The sequence below is a fragment of the Bacillus sp. PK6-013 genome (assembly GCF_054161445.1).
Genome location: NZ_CP096417.1, coordinates 3,112,587 through 3,129,995 on the forward strand (window position 1 = coordinate 3,112,587; position 17,409 = coordinate 3,129,995).

General features: G+C 43.9%; 15 protein-coding genes and 1 pseudogene. 8 read left to right on the forward strand and 8 right to left on the reverse strand.

Annotation, left to right across the window (positions count from 1 at the left end):
• Positions 1–431 precede the first annotated feature (431 nt).
• Entirely contained in the window at positions 432–1,796 is a 1,365-nt protein-coding gene (allB, locus tag M1E03_RS15760) for an allantoinase AllB (protein ID WP_059231173.1), read from the reverse strand.
• A 602-nt stretch (positions 1,797–2,398) separates the two neighbouring features.
• Here allB and M1E03_RS15765 point away from each other — a divergent pair.
• Positions 2,399–4,012, forward strand: a complete 1,614-nt coding sequence (locus M1E03_RS15765; protein WP_458110502.1) for a PucR family transcriptional regulator — start codon at positions 2,399–2,401, stop codon at positions 4,010–4,012.
• Between the two features lie 40 nt (positions 4,013–4,052).
• Here the strand turns inward: M1E03_RS15765 and M1E03_RS15770 are convergent, their stop codons facing one another.
• The gene (locus M1E03_RS15770) at positions 4,053–5,294 is read right to left on the reverse strand and encodes an MFS transporter (protein WP_020450834.1); all 1,242 of its coding nucleotides are present in this window, start codon (positions 5,292–5,294) and stop codon (positions 4,053–4,055) included.
• Positions 5,295–5,717: 423 nt separating this feature from the next.
• Here M1E03_RS15770 and M1E03_RS15775 point away from each other — a divergent pair, with 423 nt between their 5' ends.
• Positions 5,718–7,493, forward strand: a complete 1,776-nt coding sequence (locus M1E03_RS15775; RefSeq protein WP_458110503.1) for a S8 family serine peptidase — start codon at positions 5,718–5,720, stop codon at positions 7,491–7,493.
• A gap of 131 nt (positions 7,494–7,624) precedes the next feature.
• Here M1E03_RS15775 and lepB read toward each other — a convergent pair whose 3' ends face one another.
• Both lepB and M1E03_RS15785 read right to left on the reverse strand, forming a co-directional pair.
• Positions 7,625–8,143 carry a signal peptidase I gene (lepB, locus tag M1E03_RS15780; protein ID WP_020450832.1) on the reverse strand — a complete coding sequence of 173 codons (519 nt, stop codon included), beginning with the start codon at positions 8,141–8,143 and terminating at the stop codon, positions 7,625–7,627.
• Positions 8,144–8,155: 12 nt separating this feature from the next.
• Positions 8,156–8,767: a TVP38/TMEM64 family protein gene (locus M1E03_RS15785; protein WP_020450831.1), complete on the reverse strand. Its 612-nt coding sequence runs from the start codon at positions 8,765–8,767 to the stop codon at positions 8,156–8,158.
• Positions 8,768–8,974: 207 nt separating this feature from the next.
• Here M1E03_RS15785 and M1E03_RS15790 point away from each other — a divergent pair, with 207 nt between their 5' ends.
• A complete protein-coding gene (locus M1E03_RS15790; protein ID WP_105980857.1) occupies positions 8,975–9,340 on the forward strand; it encodes a hypothetical protein in 366 nt (121 codons plus the stop codon).
• Here the strand turns inward: M1E03_RS15790 and M1E03_RS15795 are convergent.
• The gene (locus M1E03_RS15795; RefSeq protein WP_026579946.1) at positions 9,334–9,912 is read right to left on the reverse strand and encodes a competence protein ComK; all 579 of its coding nucleotides are present in this window, start codon (positions 9,910–9,912) and stop codon (positions 9,334–9,336) included. The genes M1E03_RS15790 and M1E03_RS15795 overlap by 7 nt on opposite strands.
• Before the next feature lie 272 nt (positions 9,913–10,184).
• Between M1E03_RS15795 and M1E03_RS15800 the strand changes: the two genes are divergently transcribed.
• Entirely contained in the window at positions 10,185–10,418 is a 234-nt protein-coding gene (locus M1E03_RS15800) for an IDEAL domain-containing protein (RefSeq protein ID WP_020450828.1), read from the forward strand.
• Between the two features lie 68 nt (positions 10,419–10,486).
• On the opposite strand, the gene M1E03_RS15805 is transcribed toward M1E03_RS15800, so the two are convergent.
• Positions 10,487–11,344 carry an SDR family oxidoreductase gene (locus M1E03_RS15805; RefSeq protein ID WP_020450827.1) on the reverse strand — a complete coding sequence of 286 codons (858 nt, stop codon included), beginning with the start codon at positions 11,342–11,344 and terminating at the stop codon, positions 10,487–10,489.
• A 120-nt stretch (positions 11,345–11,464) separates the two neighbouring features.
• Between M1E03_RS15805 and M1E03_RS15810 the strand changes: the two genes are divergently transcribed.
• The 4 genes and pseudogenes from M1E03_RS15810 (at position 11,465) to M1E03_RS15825 (ending at position 15,278) form a co-directional block, all read left to right on the forward strand.
• Positions 11,465–13,015 carry an FAD-dependent oxidoreductase gene (locus M1E03_RS15810; RefSeq protein WP_051303784.1) on the forward strand — a complete coding sequence of 517 codons (1,551 nt, stop codon included), beginning with the start codon at positions 11,465–11,467 and terminating at the stop codon, positions 13,013–13,015.
• 220 nt (positions 13,016–13,235) lie between these two features.
• Positions 13,236–13,607: pseudogene (locus tag M1E03_RS15815) on the forward strand (protoglobin family protein); the annotation flags it as partial.
• A 9-nt stretch (positions 13,608–13,616) separates the two neighbouring features.
• A complete protein-coding gene (locus tag M1E03_RS15820; protein WP_458110807.1) occupies positions 13,617–14,414 on the forward strand; it encodes a methyl-accepting chemotaxis protein in 798 nt (265 codons plus the stop codon).
• Between the two features lie 291 nt (positions 14,415–14,705).
• On the forward strand, positions 14,706–15,278 hold the full coding sequence (locus M1E03_RS15825) for a histidine phosphatase family protein (protein WP_020450824.1): 573 nt from the start codon (positions 14,706–14,708) through the stop codon (positions 15,276–15,278).
• A 30-nt stretch (positions 15,279–15,308) separates the two neighbouring features.
• Here M1E03_RS15825 and M1E03_RS15830 read toward each other — a convergent pair whose 3' ends face one another.
• A complete protein-coding gene (locus M1E03_RS15830; RefSeq protein WP_458110808.1) occupies positions 15,309–16,331 on the reverse strand; it encodes a FecCD family ABC transporter permease in 1,023 nt (340 codons plus the stop codon).
• Positions 16,331–17,329 (reverse strand): FecCD family ABC transporter permease, encoded by a 999-nt coding sequence (locus M1E03_RS15835; protein ID WP_026579951.1) that lies wholly within the window; start codon positions 17,327–17,329, stop codon positions 16,331–16,333. Before M1E03_RS15835 ends, M1E03_RS15830 begins: the two co-directional genes overlap by 1 nt.
• Between the last annotated feature and the right edge of the window lie 80 nt (positions 17,330–17,409).

Below are 17,409 nucleotides of genomic sequence, written 5' to 3' on the forward strand. Positions count from 1 at the left end.
ATAAAAAGAAACTGTTGGCTTTCGATTACATAAAAAAATACGCTTTATAATAAATTAAATTTGCATTGAATGTCTCCTAAAGAAAATCGCACATCGCTCGCTTCAAAAGAGCGAAACTTCTCTTTTACCAATCAAATAAATAAGGTGCAAATAAAAAAATGACCCTATAAATCAATAAAAAACATTGATTTATAGGGTCATTTATCTATTTCATAAATGATATGCCAAGAGTCAGGATACATATTGATTAACAACTGCTGCTGTAATAGCAAAAGATTGTGATGAAGTCAACTTTGCCATGCTCACTTCAGCTATATTAGCTGCCATAAGAAATGCTGATGACACACTGAATTTGCGAGTGTAAGACAATCTCAGGTCGCCTTCACATCTTCCTATACCTCAAATTCCTGACGGGCTAGCTATTCCGTCACTCAAGGAATAAATTTTCCTACTTTTTCATTTGAAATCCCTTTTTCTTTATCATAGATTTCGACACCACGAAGGATTGTTTTCACTACCTGAGCACCAATTTTGCGGCCAATATACGGACTAATTTTGTGTCGATATGCTAGGTCCTCAGCTTTTAATTCATAAGGTGCATCTTTCTTAATAAATACAAAATCCGCATCTTTCCCTACTGCAATACTGCCTTTTGACATTAGATTAAAACGTTTCGCAGGGTTTGTAGCAATAATGTCTGCAAATTTGGATAATGACATATTACGTTTTTGCACACCCTCATCAAATAATATGTCAACATTATTTTGTACACCTGCGATACCCCCCCAAGCTTCAAATGCATTATCCGTAGCTTTTAAGTCTGGGGTACATGGTGAATGGTCTGATGTTACGAATGAAATATCTCCGTTTAATACCCGATTCCACATGCCTTCTAAGCGTGATTGTTCACGAATTGGCGGAGAACATTTTGCAACTGGTCCGATATGATCCAGTTCTTCTTTATAGAAATATAAATAGTGTGTACATGTTTCGCATGTAATATCGACCCCTTCCTGTTGTGCTTTGACAATTTCATCTACGCCCTCTTCACAAGCTATATGAACGATGTGTACACGACATCCCGTTTCTTTCGCAAATAGAATTATTTTTCTAATCGGTTCTACTTCAGTAAATACGGGTCGAGAATCTACATAAGCACGTAAGGAGGTTTCACCATTTTTAGATGCTATTTCCCCTAACTTGTCCGTAATTGCAGCATTTTCAGCGTGTATAGATAATATTTTGCCTGTCTTCGCAATTTGTTTCATACCTTCGTAAAGGGAATAGTCATCCACATTCATGAAATCTCCTTCTATAGAACGGTCACCACATGTTGCTAAAAAACATTTATATGCAACAACACCATTGTTATCTAACTCTTGAATACCCCCATCCAAGTTAAATGGTACTAAACCGCCGTAACTCGCAACGTCTATAGATAATTTTCCTTTCCCAGCTTTAAATTTTACTTGAATAGATTCCTCATCTACCGTTGCTGGCACTTGATTTAATGGCATTTCGATGATCGTCGTGACACCGCCTTTTGCAGCGGCACGTGTTCCTGTGTCATAGCCTTCCCATTCATCACGATAGCCGCCGCCCGGCTCTGTGATATGAACATGTGCATCAACCATACCCGGAGATACAATCGATCCTTTTGCATCGATAATTTTTGCACTTTTACCCAAATCCTGACCGATTGCTGCGATTTTGCCATCTTTAATCCCTACTTCGACTTCTTGTTCACCATTTTCCAGAATGACTAATCCATTTTTGATAATTGAATCAAAATTCATTAAAATCATCCTCCTCTTTTAATGGTTGGATATAAAATACTGCCTTTCGCAACCGCCAGCATTAATCCCCCGGATAGCCAAACCACCAAAAATGCAAATCATTAAATTTAAGATAGCACTTATTTAATGTTTCACCGATAGCAAAGTTAATGATCAAGAATAATAAATGGCAACCCCGCCCCACTATCAATGAAAACGGGACGCCATATTTTGAACCTGTGTATCCGTTTGCAACAAGTCATAAGGCTATCCGACAAGTGATATCGTTGCTTGAAACGGTGATATAAAACATCACCAACAGCTATATAATCCGGAATATTATGCACTAGTCCCACCCCCAACGTTAAAAAAAGTAAATGAGGATGAAATTCTTTGTTCAAGTGATCTTCGGCATGATATCTTTGTTATAATCACACTTTTCAAAAAACGAAGAATCATGTTCAAGCATTAATGATTCTCCTTTAATATTTTTAACTAAAGGATTATACGTATAATTACCTTCAAAAACAGTGTACGATCAGATTGAAAAGTTATCCTTGTAACATCTGACATATTTCATTTTTATTTTATCTTTTTCTAACAAAGATAAGGAGGCAGCCTTTATGACAACATTAAAAGAAATATTATCTGTACTACAATTTTCAGATTTAACATTGCTGAATGAGCAGGGCGATTTGGAACGAGTGGTAGAAATGGTTGATATTACAGAAACGCCTGATATTAAAAATTTTACAACGCCGCACTCACTTATCGTCACAACAGGAATGAGCTATCAGGATGATCAATCCGGACTAATCAGTCTTATTAGTGAGTTAAATGATATACAAGTTGCTGGTCTAGGTATCAAGCTATCCCGATTTTTAAAAAAATTAGATGATGAGGTTATTGCATTTGCAAACAAATTAAAATTCCCAATTATTGAAATTCCGGAAAGTTGGAATTTAGGATCCATTACTCATCATATATCGTCATTTATCCTGGATGAAGAAACAGAAAAATTACACTTCGCATTAGATATCCAACAAGAGTTAAATGCTATGCTTATGCAAGGGTTAAGCCTGAACATGATGATTGAACGTTTAAGTAGACTTATAAAGGTTCCTGTCATGCTGCTAAATTCTTTTCATCAAGTTGAGTCAGCGAGTCATCACTTTCATCAACACTCAGAACATGTTCAAAAAAACCTCAATTATTTCCGAAGATATTTAAATTCAGAGCAAATCGAACCAAATCACAATGGTGTTTTCCAGGAAGAATATGCTATATTTAAGGTTCCTGCATTTAAATATTTTCCGTATTATCTAATGATTTCAAATGTTAATTTGCTCAACTATCCGTTTAGTTTATTAACAATAGAACAAGCAGTTAACACACTTAGTCTCACAATTTACAAAAATAGTAAAATCAAAGAAGCAGAGCAGCAGGATACGAACCATTTTTTTACATCTCTGATGTCCGAACATCCTGATAACCTTGTATCACTAACACAACACACCGACCTTTTAAAAAAATATCACATTCAACCCTCTAAATTCTACCAAGTGATGATTTGCGGGATAGACAAAGAAAAGAATGTAGAAAATAGCGCCTACTTAAATGAGCGATATCAGATGACTTTTGAGTGGTTAACGCATAAGTTTACTGGGATTGACCCTTCCATTAGTATATATATGTCTCAGGGTGAACGCAGATTTACGATACTTTTACAAAGAAGACATCATTATTATTTGGAATACTGCAGATATATCCAAAAAGAGTATCAGCTATTTTTTAATAGCTCCCTTTCATTTGGCATTGGTAATGAGGTCTCCGAGCTTTCACAATTACCACTGTCTTTTTTCGAAGCGAATGAGGCTTATGATAATAAATATGAACAAGGCGAAATAGAATTTGTAGAGCCCTATAAATCTAAAAGCGTAGAAGAATTATTACAACTCATTCCAACGAATAAATTAAAACCATTTATCATTTATACACTCGGTCCATTAGCTTATCCCCAAACAACGAAGGAAAAAGAACTAAGGTTTACGTTAAATGTCTATATGGCAAACCAATGTGATCTTACAAAGACCTCAGAGGATATTTTCATTCACCGTAATACTGTGAAATATCGTATTAAAAAATGCGAAGAAATATTAGGTCAATCTGTAGAATCTCCTGATACATCCCTGAGCATTCGATTAGCATTATTTGCTTCAGAGAAAATATCGTTGTAAATCAAAAGTAGAACCACCGGAAGTTTTCTTTTCTATTTATTTAGTTAGCTACTGTTTTATTCTGTCTTAACATAACCACAAGGAAAAATAGCAACGCTGCTGCTGCGAGAAGGATGGTTGCAATATAGAATGCTAATACTTGCGAGCCGGTTACATCACCAATATAACCAGTAAGTGTTGGTGCAATAACAGATGAGCTCATTCCAAAGAAGTTAAAGAGAGTTAATGCTCTGGCCACTCTATCTCCTGATACGGAATCAGATACATAGGTTATTAAAACTGGATCAATCGCAAGTTTACCTAATAAGCCATATAAAATTAATGCAATATACAGCACTGCAGGATTTGGTGCAAATACTGTCAAACTAATTGTGATTGCCGCAGCAATTAATAGAAATAAAATTAAACGCAGACGCAAATGTGCATGTTTATCTATGTATTTAGTAAATATCAAAGCACCAGGCACTGCAGTGACTGCAACTAGTGCAGCTACATATCCTACTGAGCCTTGAGCAAATCCTTTTTCTGCTACAAGGAAGGATGGCAGCCAAGTGACAATCATATAATAGCCATAGCATGTTGCAAAATACACAAAATATACAACTAATTGTCTTGGAGAAAATAAGCTTTCATTTAGAATCTCTGTGCTTTGTACGGCGTCTTTCTTCTCTTCAGCCACTTCCTTGTCTGATGTTTTATCTTGTTTAATAAACAACACAAACACAAATGTTACAGCTACGATAACGATAGCTGTTATAAAAAGCATATAATTCCATTGAATTTCAAAACCGCCTACTAAAACCGATGATCCGATTAGTCCAATTACCATTCCTAATGCTGATCCGCTATTTATTATCGCATTGGAAAAGCTTTTTTTATCTTTTGGCGTATGTTTGGCTGATAAGGAAAAGGCTGCACCGTAATATGAACCAGTCGAAATACCAGCCAATAACGAACCAATGTATACTTGCATGATAGTTGAACTTGTGCCAATTACAAATGCAGCCAGCGCAAAGACGATAAATGCAGGAATTAACACCTTTTTCTGTCCAAATTTATCGACAAGTGCTCCTGACGGAATTTGCATACCCGTATAGGCAAAGAAATAAATAGAAGCAACCAACCCCATTTGTGTATCACTAATATGTCCTAATGATTCTTGAATCTGTGGATATATTGGCGTAAGGATTGTACGATAAATCCAAATAGCTACCCACCCTAAACACAATGCAATAATGATCTTTTTGTAATAATCGGGGTCATGTTTCTTTGTTTTTTCCACGGTATGACACACTCCCTTTTTATTATTTAATTAAATTGTAGGTTATAAGCCAGTCAATAACATTGTTCACTTTCAACAAAAACAAAAGTAACATTATACATTTTAGACAAAAGGCATCTGCTTAAAAATATCGATGAAAGATTCATCGATAGAAACTAGTCCTATTTTTCCCAGCTCTCTCATTTCTATAAAAGCAATCAGGTAAAAAAGATGGCTCTTTTTTAAACAAACCTACAATTTATTAAAAAAAGCACTTCCCAAATAAACAGGAAGGCTCCCCAAACGTTGATATAGCAGCGTTCTTAACATTTCAAGAACTGAGTTGCACGACGAGCGCCCTTAAGATCGGCTTTCTTTCTCTTTGAAAATCCAAAAATTCTCCGATATATATAGCGAATGCCGCTAAATAAGGAGGAGAGCCGGATGAGAAAGTTATGGAAAATCGCGGTGTCCGCTGCAATGTTCGTCGGTTTTTCCGCAAATTCACCCCGCATTCAAGCGGAAAGCAATAAGCAGGAAAACGAAGTCATTGTCGTATATAAAAATGCCAGCGGAAAAGAAAACGTCATCGATCAAGCAGACACGGTAGAACACGTTTACCGGCACATTCCCGCAGCTGCTGTTACTGCGGACGACAAAACAGTGCGGGAACTTGAACAAGATCCCGACGTCCTGTATGTCGAAGACAACCTCCCAGTAGCTGCTGCCGACAGCAACGTTCTAAAAGCTGTCTCCAGCAGCACAGCGCAAACCGCCTCCGCGTTTTCACAGTGGAACATCAAGCCGATTCAAGCCGCACTGGCTTGGAATAAAGGTTTGACCGGGAAACAGGTGAAAATTGCGGTTATTGACAGCGGGATTTCCCCCCATGAAGAGCTGTCAATCGCAGGCGGTGCATCGATGGTCGGCTATACCGCTTCATACCGTGATGATAACGGCCACGGAACACATGTTGCCGGAATCATCGGAGCGAAGCATAACGGACGGGGGATCGACGGCATCGCGCCCGGCGCGCAACTGTATGCCGTAAAAGCGCTGGACCGGAATGGTTCGGGGGATCTGAAAGGCATCTTACAAGGCATCGATTGGTCGATCCAGCACGGAATCGATATCATCAATATGAGCCTCGTCGTTTCAGGCGACAGTCAAGTTCTCCACGATGCAGTAGATAGAGCATACAAACGGGGAATGATTTTAGTCGGTGCAAGCGGAAATGCCGGAAACGGAAAATCCGTTTATTACCCGGCCGCCTACAGCAGCGTCATTGCCGTCTCGGCCACCAACGAAAAAAATCAGATCGCCTCATTTTCCAACACCGGCAGCGCCGTCGAGTTTGCCGCTCCCGGCACATCGATTATCAGTACATCTTCCGACCGCGGCTATGCAATCGGAAGCGGCACTTCACAGGCAACGCCGCACGTAGCCGGAATGTTTGCTCTTTTGAAACAGCTGTACCCAACCGCTTCAAATGCTGAGCTGCGCAAGAAAATGCAGATTTATACAAGCGACTTGGGCGCTCCCGGCCGTGATCATTTGTTCGGCTATGGATTAATCCGCTTCAAAGAGATCACACAGCCGTTGGAGAAAGCGCAAAAAGCAGTCGGACAAGCGGAAAAGACAAAGAAAAAAGCGGACATTCAAACCGCGCAAAAAGCGATCGAACCGCTGCCTGCAAACGCCGATAAAACCGCTTTGAAAAAGAGGCTCGATGCTGTTAAAGAGCAGCTTAAAAAGACAGCCGAAAGCAAAGTAAAACTCGCAGAGAAGCAAAAAAAGAAAAACAATGCCGACGCAGCCCAAAAAGCGGTCAATGAACTCGACAGCGGCACTTTCAAAACGAATTTGCAAAAACGGATCAACGCGGTCCGCTCAAGCCTCTTGAACACCGCAAAGCAGGCCGTTGCCAAAGCTGAAAAAGCGGCCACAGACTCAAACTTCGGCAAAGCGCAAAAAGCGATTAATGAGCTGCCTGCCGGAAAAGACAAATCAAATCTGCAAAAAAAGCTGAACACCGCGAAAATGCAAGCCGCGTCAGCCTATAACAAAAAAGTGGCAGCGGCGAAAGCCAAAGTTAAAACGGCCGAACAAAAGAGAACGAAAAAAACAAAATCGGCAGCGCAATCAGCGGTCAGCAAGCTGAAAGCATCCGCCGAAAAAACGAAGCTGCAAAAACGAATCAATGCGATCAAACTGAAATAGCAAGAAAAAAAGCCCGGAATCCCGGGCTTTTCTTGCGAATACGTCTTTTTTGATGCTGTTCTGCTCGGACACGACAATTGCGACATCGTATTCCTTTCGGCCGGGCGCTTGCTTTCCGCCGCATTCTCCAATCACTTTTTATCAATTCTTTCCGTCACAATCCCGACGATGTCCCGGTCTGAAACAAAGCCGAAATGGCGGCTGTCAAAGCTGTGGATCCGGTTGTCCCCGAGGACGAAGTACTCATTTTCAGGCACCTTTTCCTCTCCGGTCACTTCCTTCAGCGTAAAATCCCCTGTCAAGTCCCCTCCGGCAGTGACGGCCTTTAAATCGTCCAGATAAGGCTCTTTGATCTTTTCTTCGTTGATATACAGCTGATCATCTTCATACCGGAGGGTTTCACCCGGAAGCCCGATCACCCTTTTAATGAATATATCTTTGTCAGGTCCTTTAAACAGCACGATGTCAAATCGGCTGATTGTTTTAAAGTGGTGGGCGAACCTGTTGATCAAAAGTTCGTTGCCCTCCTGAAAGGTCGGATTCATGCTGACGCCTTCTACTTTATATTCAATGAAAACGGCATTTTTGACCTGAATTCCGACGACGATGACAAGCAGCACCCCGGCTATGACCAAAAAACGCTTTTTCAATTCTGTGTCCCCCTAGTCTTTCTCTCTCTGGCTGAATCTCACGTTCAGACGATGTTCAACCCGTTTTCCGGCGTACCATAAGATCAGCATGACGATGATCACGGCAGCTGTCCGCAAAGGCTGGGTAAAAAGCGCCTTCAGATCATGGCCGACAAAGCTCACCATAAAAATCATCACGAACTTGCCGCAAAGCACCGCCAGTGAAAAAGGCAGCAGGCTGACTCTCGAAAGTCCTGCCACAACATTTACCGCAGCCGAAGGCGTGAATGGAAAGCAAAGCAGGAGAAACAGCGGACCGAAGCCCCGTTTTTCCACCCAGATCATCAGTTTTTTTACGGATGGATGCCTGCGGATAAAACCGAGTGCTCTTTGCTGGCCGAAATGGCGGATAAAAAGAAAAACTGCTATAGAGCCTAAAGATGCCCCTATCCACGTCAACAAGAACCCCTGCCATAAACCGAACGAATTTACATTGGCGACAACAAACACGAGCAGGGGTAAAAACGGGAGCAGCGCTTCAATAAACGGCAGCAGAACGGCTACAAAAGGACCAAAAGCCCTGTAGCTCTGAAAAAACTCTGTTAAATTCTCTTCTGTAAAATAGCTGAATAATTGCTCCAACATTGATTCTCCTCAGGGCGGTTGTCTACTTCTATTCTACACTTTAAATCAAAAACTTTAAATCATCCGTCTCGGTGTTTTCTGTATTAGTCTGAAACAACTTGATCATTTTAGTCATTTTTTCCCGTTCTTGATTAAAAGGCCGTCTTTCGTGTAAAATAAAAACAGAACAAACGTTCCTTATCAACAAAAGAAATGAGGAGAAAAGCCATGACAAGAATTCCCGCTGAAGCCAGGGATATGATTGAAAAGGCGATTTACCTCCCGATGACCGTCAGCATATTAAACCGGGACATGAAAATCATCCAGCAGGGGCCATTCAAGCTGAAAGACCCCTATCAGCGTCTGATCGAACAGGCGTTAAAGCTTGCCCAGCGCGATCTGTACGACGTGAAAAATGAACTGCGCCGGCGGAAAATCAAGGTGCACGAAGTGTCACGGGACGAAGCCTTTACGATGTACTCCTTTATATATGAAGGATACGAAGAAGAGCATAACTATTTTAATCCCCGCATCCGCAATCAGGTATCCGCGCTTCTTGAGTACTATTTATTCAAAGCCGCTCCCGATCAATAGCGCTTTTTCAGCTCCCTGAGGATGAATTCGTATATCAGCTGATTCCGGTCTTCCTTCGGATAAAGCATAAATTCCTGTTTCTTCTGCATGGCGTTTCCTTCAATCCGGTCGATAAATTTTGTTCTCAGCCATGCCGTTCGGTAAACCTGGTTTTCAAAAGATGTGATGGATACGGGCAGCTCCAGCGTTTCCCCGTTGACAAACGTGACAAACGTGTTGTCATACTTTGCCGCGCAAAACTCGTGAACATGCGCATGGGAAAGCCACCCGCACTGAGGACGAGTTGAGGAAAATGTGGGAAAAAGAAAAATATTGTTTGAGTGATCTACCATGATCGGCGGTTTATGGGAAACTTTAATGACCTCATATGTGCCCGCTTTTCTCCCCGCATAGCTCGACCCGAAATAGCGGCAGCTTCTTTCGATGATCTGAAACGGCTTCATATTGACGCGGAAAGTCCTGTCGGTCTCGAGTATTTTTGAGGCGGGTTTCTCCCCCTCTCCCAGAGGCAGGACAGCCATTGTCGAACTGTTTACTTCATACGTATCTTTTGTCATATCCTCTGTGCTCATCATGATCCTCCTAATCGTTAGTAAATTTATACTATTAATCTAACATTATCCTTTACAAAACGACAGGATTTTTTCCAATTAATTTGAAAATATGTTTTTAAAATGGCATTTTTATGTTTTGTTCGATTAAATCCGTGTTTCTTTGTCTAAATATACAAACTTTTATTCTCATAAACACGCATCTTCGAATAATTATCTAAAAATTATAAATACTTATTGATTTTTTGTTGCGTAATCCATATACTATAAAAAAGGCATCAGGGGGAATCTTTATGAAAGAGAAAAAGTCGTACGCTGAGCTCATGAAGTCCCGCAATACCCAAAAGGTGAAAGAACTTGATGTAACCATCACGGATATCTACATTCAAATGGTCCTTGATGAATCGCTTTTTAAACGGCGTTTGCACACGCTGAACAAGAAGATTAATGAAGCATTAGACAAAGGAGATAAGCAATCTTTCCTTGAGCTTTCAAGAGAATATACAGCGCTGAAAAAGCACGCATGACGGCCAATCCCTCCCGGATTGGCTTTTTTACGCGGAAAAAGCCGGCTTATGAAATAGTCCCGGCCTTTTTATCCGTTAATAATCGTTCCGCCGTTGACATGGAGCACTTGGCCCGTCATGTAGGAAGAATCGTCGCTGGCTAGAAACAAATAGCTCGGCGCCACTTCAGCAGGCTGTCCGGGCCGTTCCATCGGCGTTGTTGAACCGAATATTTCGACCTCTCTCTCCGTAAACGTCGATGGGATCAGCGGCGTCCAAATCGGACCCGGCGCCACCCCGTTCACACGGATGCCCTGATCGACAAGCGACAAAGCGAGCGAACGCGTAAATGATGTAATCGCTCCTTTCGTCGAAGAATAATCGATCAGCCTTTCATTGCCTGCATAAGCCGTAATCGAAGTGGTATTGATGATTGAGCTGCCTTTTTTCAAATGCGGCAGCACAGCTTTTGTCAAATAAAACATTGAAAAAATATTCGTCTGAAACGTTCGGATCAACTGATGGCTTGTAATTTTTTCGATTCCCTTTTGCGGATGCTGTTCAGCCGCATTATTGACGAGTATATCGATCGTTGGGAATGCTTCCTTTGCCTGGCGCACAATATCGTTGCAAAAAGCCTCGTCTCCGATGTCTCCTGCGATCAGCTTGCATCCGACCCCTTCTTTTTCCACATACCCCTTTGTTTCTTCTGCATCGCGGTGTTCATTTAAGTAGACAATGACAATGTTCGCGCCTTCCTTCGCAAACAAAACGGATACGGCACGGCCGATTCCGCTGTCTCCTCCCGTAATAATCGCGGTTTTCCCGGCCAGTTTCCGCTCTCGTTTCGGCCGGTCAAAAACGGGCCGGGGATCCATCAAATACTCCAATCCCGGACGCTGCGTTTGGTGCTGGGGAGGCAGTACTTTCTTCGGCTGCTTGCTCAAAACGATTCCCTCCTTCACATCGATTCAACCTTACTATTTTATGAAAACGCCCCTTTTTTATGACAAGCCGTTTCACATGCATGAATATTTCTCAATTGGGAAAATTTAAGAACAAAACAGATGGATGATGGAGGGAACTTTGTGAGCAATCAAGAACAAAAACTGCCGGACTCGCCTGAATCGTATTGGAGAAACAGTACAGATCTTCCTAAGTTCGAAGAACTGTCTGAAGATGTCAAAACAGATGTCGCCGTCATCGGCGGCGGCATGACCGGACTGACGACTGCTTATTTACTGACGAAAAAAGGCTACAGCGTCATCTTGATCGAATCCGGGCGGATACTCGACGGAACAACCGGCTATACGACAGCCAAAATCACCGCACAGCATGATCTGATCTATGATGAGCTGATCGGGCACATCGGAATGCCGAATGCGAGACTGTATTATGAAGCAAACCTCAAGGCGCTGTCCTTTATCAAAAACCTCGTGCTTGAGCAAAAGATTCCGTGCGATTTTGAAGAACAGGACGCATGCATTTACACAACTGAAGAACAATCGGTACAAAAAATCAGAAAGGAATATGAGGCATACCAAAAGCTCGGGATTGACAGGGAATTCATCAAAGATCTCCCCGTTCCAATCGATATGAAAGCAGGACTTGTTATGAAAAACCAGGCCCAGTTTCATCCGCTCCACTATTTGAAACACCTTGCAGAGGCCGTCCTGGAAGCCGGCGGAAAAATTTACGAAAACACGGCGGCTAAAGAAATCAAAGAAGGCGACCGGCCAAAAGTGCTGACAAGAAACGGGCATCAAATCTTCAGCGATTATGTCGCGTGCTGCACGCACTTTCCGTTTCATGATAAAAAAGGCTTCTATTTTGCAAGGCTTGAGCCGAGCCGGTCATACGTGCTCGCCGTCAAGCCGAAAACGCCGTATCCAGGCGGCATGTATTTAAGTATAGATCAGCCTTCACGCTCGCTCCGTTCGGTGACGATTGACGGAGAAGAAATGGTTCTTGTCGGCGGTGAAAGCCACAAAACCGGCCAGGGAGAGGATACAATCAGGCATTATCAGGCGCTTGAATCATTTGCAGAAGGCGTGTTCGGCATTGAATCGATCCCTTACCGCTGGTCAGCGCAAGATTTAATCACGCTTGACAAAATTCCGTATATCGGGCCGATCTATCCGAAAGAAAAGCGCATTCTCGTCGCCACTGGCTTTCGAAAATGGGGCATGACAACAAGCACCCTCGCCGCGCAGCTGATGACAGACCATATCGCAGGCGAAGACAATCCTTATCAAGCCGTCTTTCAGCCGGCCCGTTTCCACCCGGATCCAAGCATCAAAAAAGTCATTTCCTATAACGCGGATGTTGCAAAACACTTTGCCGAAGGAAAACTCGAACAGCCGATCAGGAAGCCGGAAGACCTTGTCAACGGAGAAGGTGCGGTCGTGTCACATGCCGGGAAACGTGCGGGTGCTTATCGCGATGAAAAAGGCGAGCTTCATCTGGTTGACACAACATGCACCCATATGGGCTGCGAAGTCGAGTGGAACGACGGAGAAAAGACGTGGGACTGTCCGTGCCACGGCTCAAGGTTTTCGGTCGACGGCGATGTCATCGAGGGTCCTGCCGTAGAACCTTTGAAAGATCCGGAAAGCTGAGGTGTACAAGTTAAAAAGTAATGAAAAATTGCCGATAAAAAGATAAATGCTGGAAATTTCATAAAAACGGCAGTTTTATCATTAACGATTACAGGGGGATACGATCGTGTTATTCAAAAAGGATAGAAAGACAGAACGATCATTCTTTGCTGAAGAAGGTCCTGACCAAACAAAAAGAATCAGGCTCAATCAGCACGCAGAATTTAAAAAACAGCTAGCAATGGTCGATTTGACGGATGAGGATCTTTGGGTGCTGAGCAGGCTGAAGCCTTTAGTCACTGAACATATCGAAACCATCGTCACCCGGTTTTACCAAAACCTTGAGCATGAAAACTCTTTGATGGAGATCATCCATGACCACAGCTCAGTTGACCGTCTCAAAAAGACATTGACGATCCACATCCAGGAAATGTTTTCAGGTGTCATCGACGAAGCCTTTTTAGAAAAAAGGATCCGGATCGCCCACGTTCATCTTCGGATTGGGCTCTTGCCAAAGTGGTATCTGGGGGCATTTCAAGATCTCCTTCTTTCCATGCTGTCAATTTTTGAAAACGCATTATCCGATGAGGAATACAGGCGGTCAGTCAAAGCCGTCACCAAAATTCTCAACATCGAACAGCAGATCGTCCTCGAGGCCTTTGAAGACGAGCATGCAAGGCTCCGCAGACTTGATGAAGAGAGCAAAAATGACCTTCACCGGCAAATCAAAGATACTTCCGGTTCTTTGTCCGCTATATTTGCCGAAACAACGGGCGCTGTACAGGAATTGGTCGACAAATCGTCCGAAATCGCCGAAACGTCAAGAGCCGGAACGAAGACAGCTGTTTCTGTCGAACAAAAATCGATCGGCGGAAAAAAGGAGCTTGAGGAGCAGGAACAGCAGCTGAATCAAATGGGAAGCAGCATGACGCAAATCGAGCAGGAAATTAAAAAGCTGGAAGAAATCGCACTGCAGATCGAAAAGATTTTCGGAATCGTAACAGGCATTGCCGAGCAGACGAATTTACTTTCGCTCAACGCCTCGATCGAATCTGCAAGAGCGGGGGAGCACGGCAAAGGGTTCGCAGTCGTCGCAAACGAAGTCAGAAAGCTGTCCGATGATACGAAAAAAACCGTCTCCACCGTATCTGAGCTCGTCAATAACACAAACGCGCAAATCTCGATCGTCACGAAGCATATTACAGATGTAAACCAGCTCGTGAACGAAAGCAAAGACAAGATGTCGGAGATCAATCATCTATTCGATGATATCGTCTCCAATATGAAAACGAGCAAAGAGCAAAGCGGCCGAATCGAAGGCGATCTGCAGGCATTTTTAAGCGGCCTTCAAGATGTGAATGCCGCCGTGTCACAAGTCGCGGTTTCAGTCGATTCTCTCGTAGAGCTGACAAAAAAATAAATCATTCCTGTACACAGGTCAACTCATGGCCTGTGTATTTTGCTTTTGCAACCTGATTCTATTACGTTATTTGAAAGTCTGCTATGCAAGTCAAAGATATATTCACAGCCATAATGGCAACGCTCAGTGATGTTTTCAAATCCGCAGAATCGGCGCTACGCTCCTGTATGAAAAAATCGTGTAAATGTTGTTCTGTGCCAGTCATATTTCGTGGTTCTGTTTTTTAAATTTAGTATAATAGCCATATCACCGAAAAACGCGAAAGCCGACATCGAAAGGAGATTTTTCAGAATGACTGCGATTTGTTTGATCCGGCATGGCGAGACAGACTGGAATGCTTTAGGAAAACTGCAGGGAAGAACCGATATCCCTTTAAATGAAACCGGTCAAAAACAGGCAAAAGAAACCGGGGCGTTTTTGAAAGGGTCCGACTGGGACGTCATCATTACAAGCCCTTTAAGAAGAGCGAAAGAAACCGCTGAAATCATCAATCAATACCTGGGACTTGAAATCATCGAAATGGAAGATTTCATCGAAAGGAATTACGGAGATGCAGAAGGGATGCCATTCGAAGAAAGAACGAGGCTCTACCCCGATAAAGAATATCCGAATCAGGAATCAAAAGAAGCGCTTGCCGAACGGCTGATGGCCGGCGTTCAAAAGGTCAGCGAGCGGTATCCGGACAAAAAAGTGCTGATCGTCGCACACGGAGCCGCGATACACGCCCTTCTGTCAAAAATCTCAAACGGCGACATCAACCTGGAAAATACGAAGCTCGTCAATGCGTGCCTAAGCAACATCAAATTCCATGAAAATAAATGGCATGTGAAGGATTACAATCTTTCACACCATTTGTCAAATTAAAAAAAGACGGCAAGGTTGATGCCGTCTTTTTTATACTCTCCCCTGCCTCGCTTCGCGGCGCAGTAAATAGATAAAATACGGACCGCCGATAATGGCTGCGATCAATCCAGCCGGTATTTCAAGCGGCGGAACAAGGCCTCTTCCGGCGGCATCGGCTATCAAAAGAACGATGCCGCCGACGAGCGCTGAAACGGGAATCAAGATCCTCGTTTCAGCCCCTGCCAGCTTTCTTGCGATATGGGGCGCCATCAGCCCGATAAAACCGATTGTTCCCACGGCGGTCACAGCCGCAGCTGTCAGTAGGACCGCACCGGCAAGCAGCAGAAATCGCGTTCTTTCGAGCCGGATGCCGAGGCCGACGGCAATCCCGTCCCCTGATTTGATGATATCGAGCGGTTTTGCCGCAAACCATATCGGAGGAATGACCAGACAACACCATATGAAAAGAGACAGTACATCATCCCAGTCTCTCCCCCACAGACTTCCATTCAGCCAAATTAATGCGTTGTTGACATTCGGGCTCCCCCTTGAAATGAGTAGCTGAATACCCGAATGGCAAAAAGCATTGACCGCGATCCCGACAAGCGCCAGCCGCACAGGAGAAATCCCGTTTCGATAAGCCAATAAATAGACGAGAGCCGCAGCCAAAACGCTTCCTGAAAAGGCGGCGCCTGTCAGCAGAAGCGGACTTTGCTGTGAAAACAAGACCGTAACGATCACAGCGCCCAATCCCGCTCCTCCTGTAATGCCAAGCGTGTCAGGGGCGGCCAGCGGATTTTTCATCAGCGATTGTGCGACTACACCTGCGATTGAAAGCGCCCCTCCGGCAAGCACAGCGAGAAGGATGCGCGGCATTCGAAATTCCATCACCAAGAAGCGGACTCCTGCATCCCCTTGCCCTGCCAGTGATTTCATTACGTCCCACAGTCCGATGTTTTCATCGCCGATCGCCAAATTGAGTACAATGAGCATCAACAAACAGGCGCATAACGCAGAGAGGACAAGCGCCGATTGCCCGCGCCGTCTTTTCATTTTTCTTTCCGCATTGTTCATCATGCCGCCCCCTTTTTCCGTCTTCTCGCCAAATAGATGAAAAACGGCGTCCCGATCATTGCCGTGACAACTCCGACCGGCGTTTGGTACGGAAAATAGACAAAGCGGGACAGAATATCAGCAAACAGCAAAAGAACGGCTCCTAGCAATGCCGAATACGGAATCACGAACCGATAGTCAGCCCCCATCAGATACCGGATCATATGAGGAACCATCAAACCGATGAAACCAATCGGTCCGGCAGCGGACACCGATGCTCCTGCCAGCGCGACAACAGTGAAAGCGATGAACAATCTGCTGAGCCATACATTTTGTCCCAGCCCATGTGACACATCATCTCCGAGACTCATGACGGAAGCCGCCCTCCCTAAGGCCAAAGCCGTCAACAAACCTGCCATGCTTACCGGAATCAACAAATGAAGCTTATCCCACGAGCTCCCCGCTAAAGAACCGGAGAGCCAAAACAATAGCGTTTCCGTCGACTCTTCATGAAAAATGAGCAGCATTTGCGTCATCGAAGCAATGATCGCCTGAATGACGACACCGATCAAGGCAAAGCTGATATCCCTGTCGTGTTCGCTGAATACTGAGGCAACCGCGTACACGACCAGCGCGGCCGCGGCACCGCCGGCAAAAGCGGCTCCCATCGCTGTCTGGGGAGCGGCAAGCGCAGGAAACATCACCGTCAAACATACGACAGCAAGAGAGGCCCCTGCATTGATTCCGAAGATGCTCGGAGATGCCAGCGCATTTCTTGTCACCGCCTGCATCAGTGCGCCCGCGGCCCCTAGATTCGCGCCGATGAATGCGGCGGCCAAGGCGCGCGGAATTCGGATGGACTGAATAATCGCGTGCAATTTTGAACCGTCGTACATAAACACAGCTGCCCAAATGTCGGGCAGCGCAATCGTTGACGAACCGATTGAAACAGAAAGCGCAAAACCCGCGAGCAAAAGAAAAACAAAAATGAGCGGTGCAAAACGTTTCATATATATCAAAACAGGTCACTCCTTTAGAAAAAAACAAGCGCATGCTTTTGTAAAAAGCATGCGTCATCCCGTCCAGCAAGCTGGCAGAC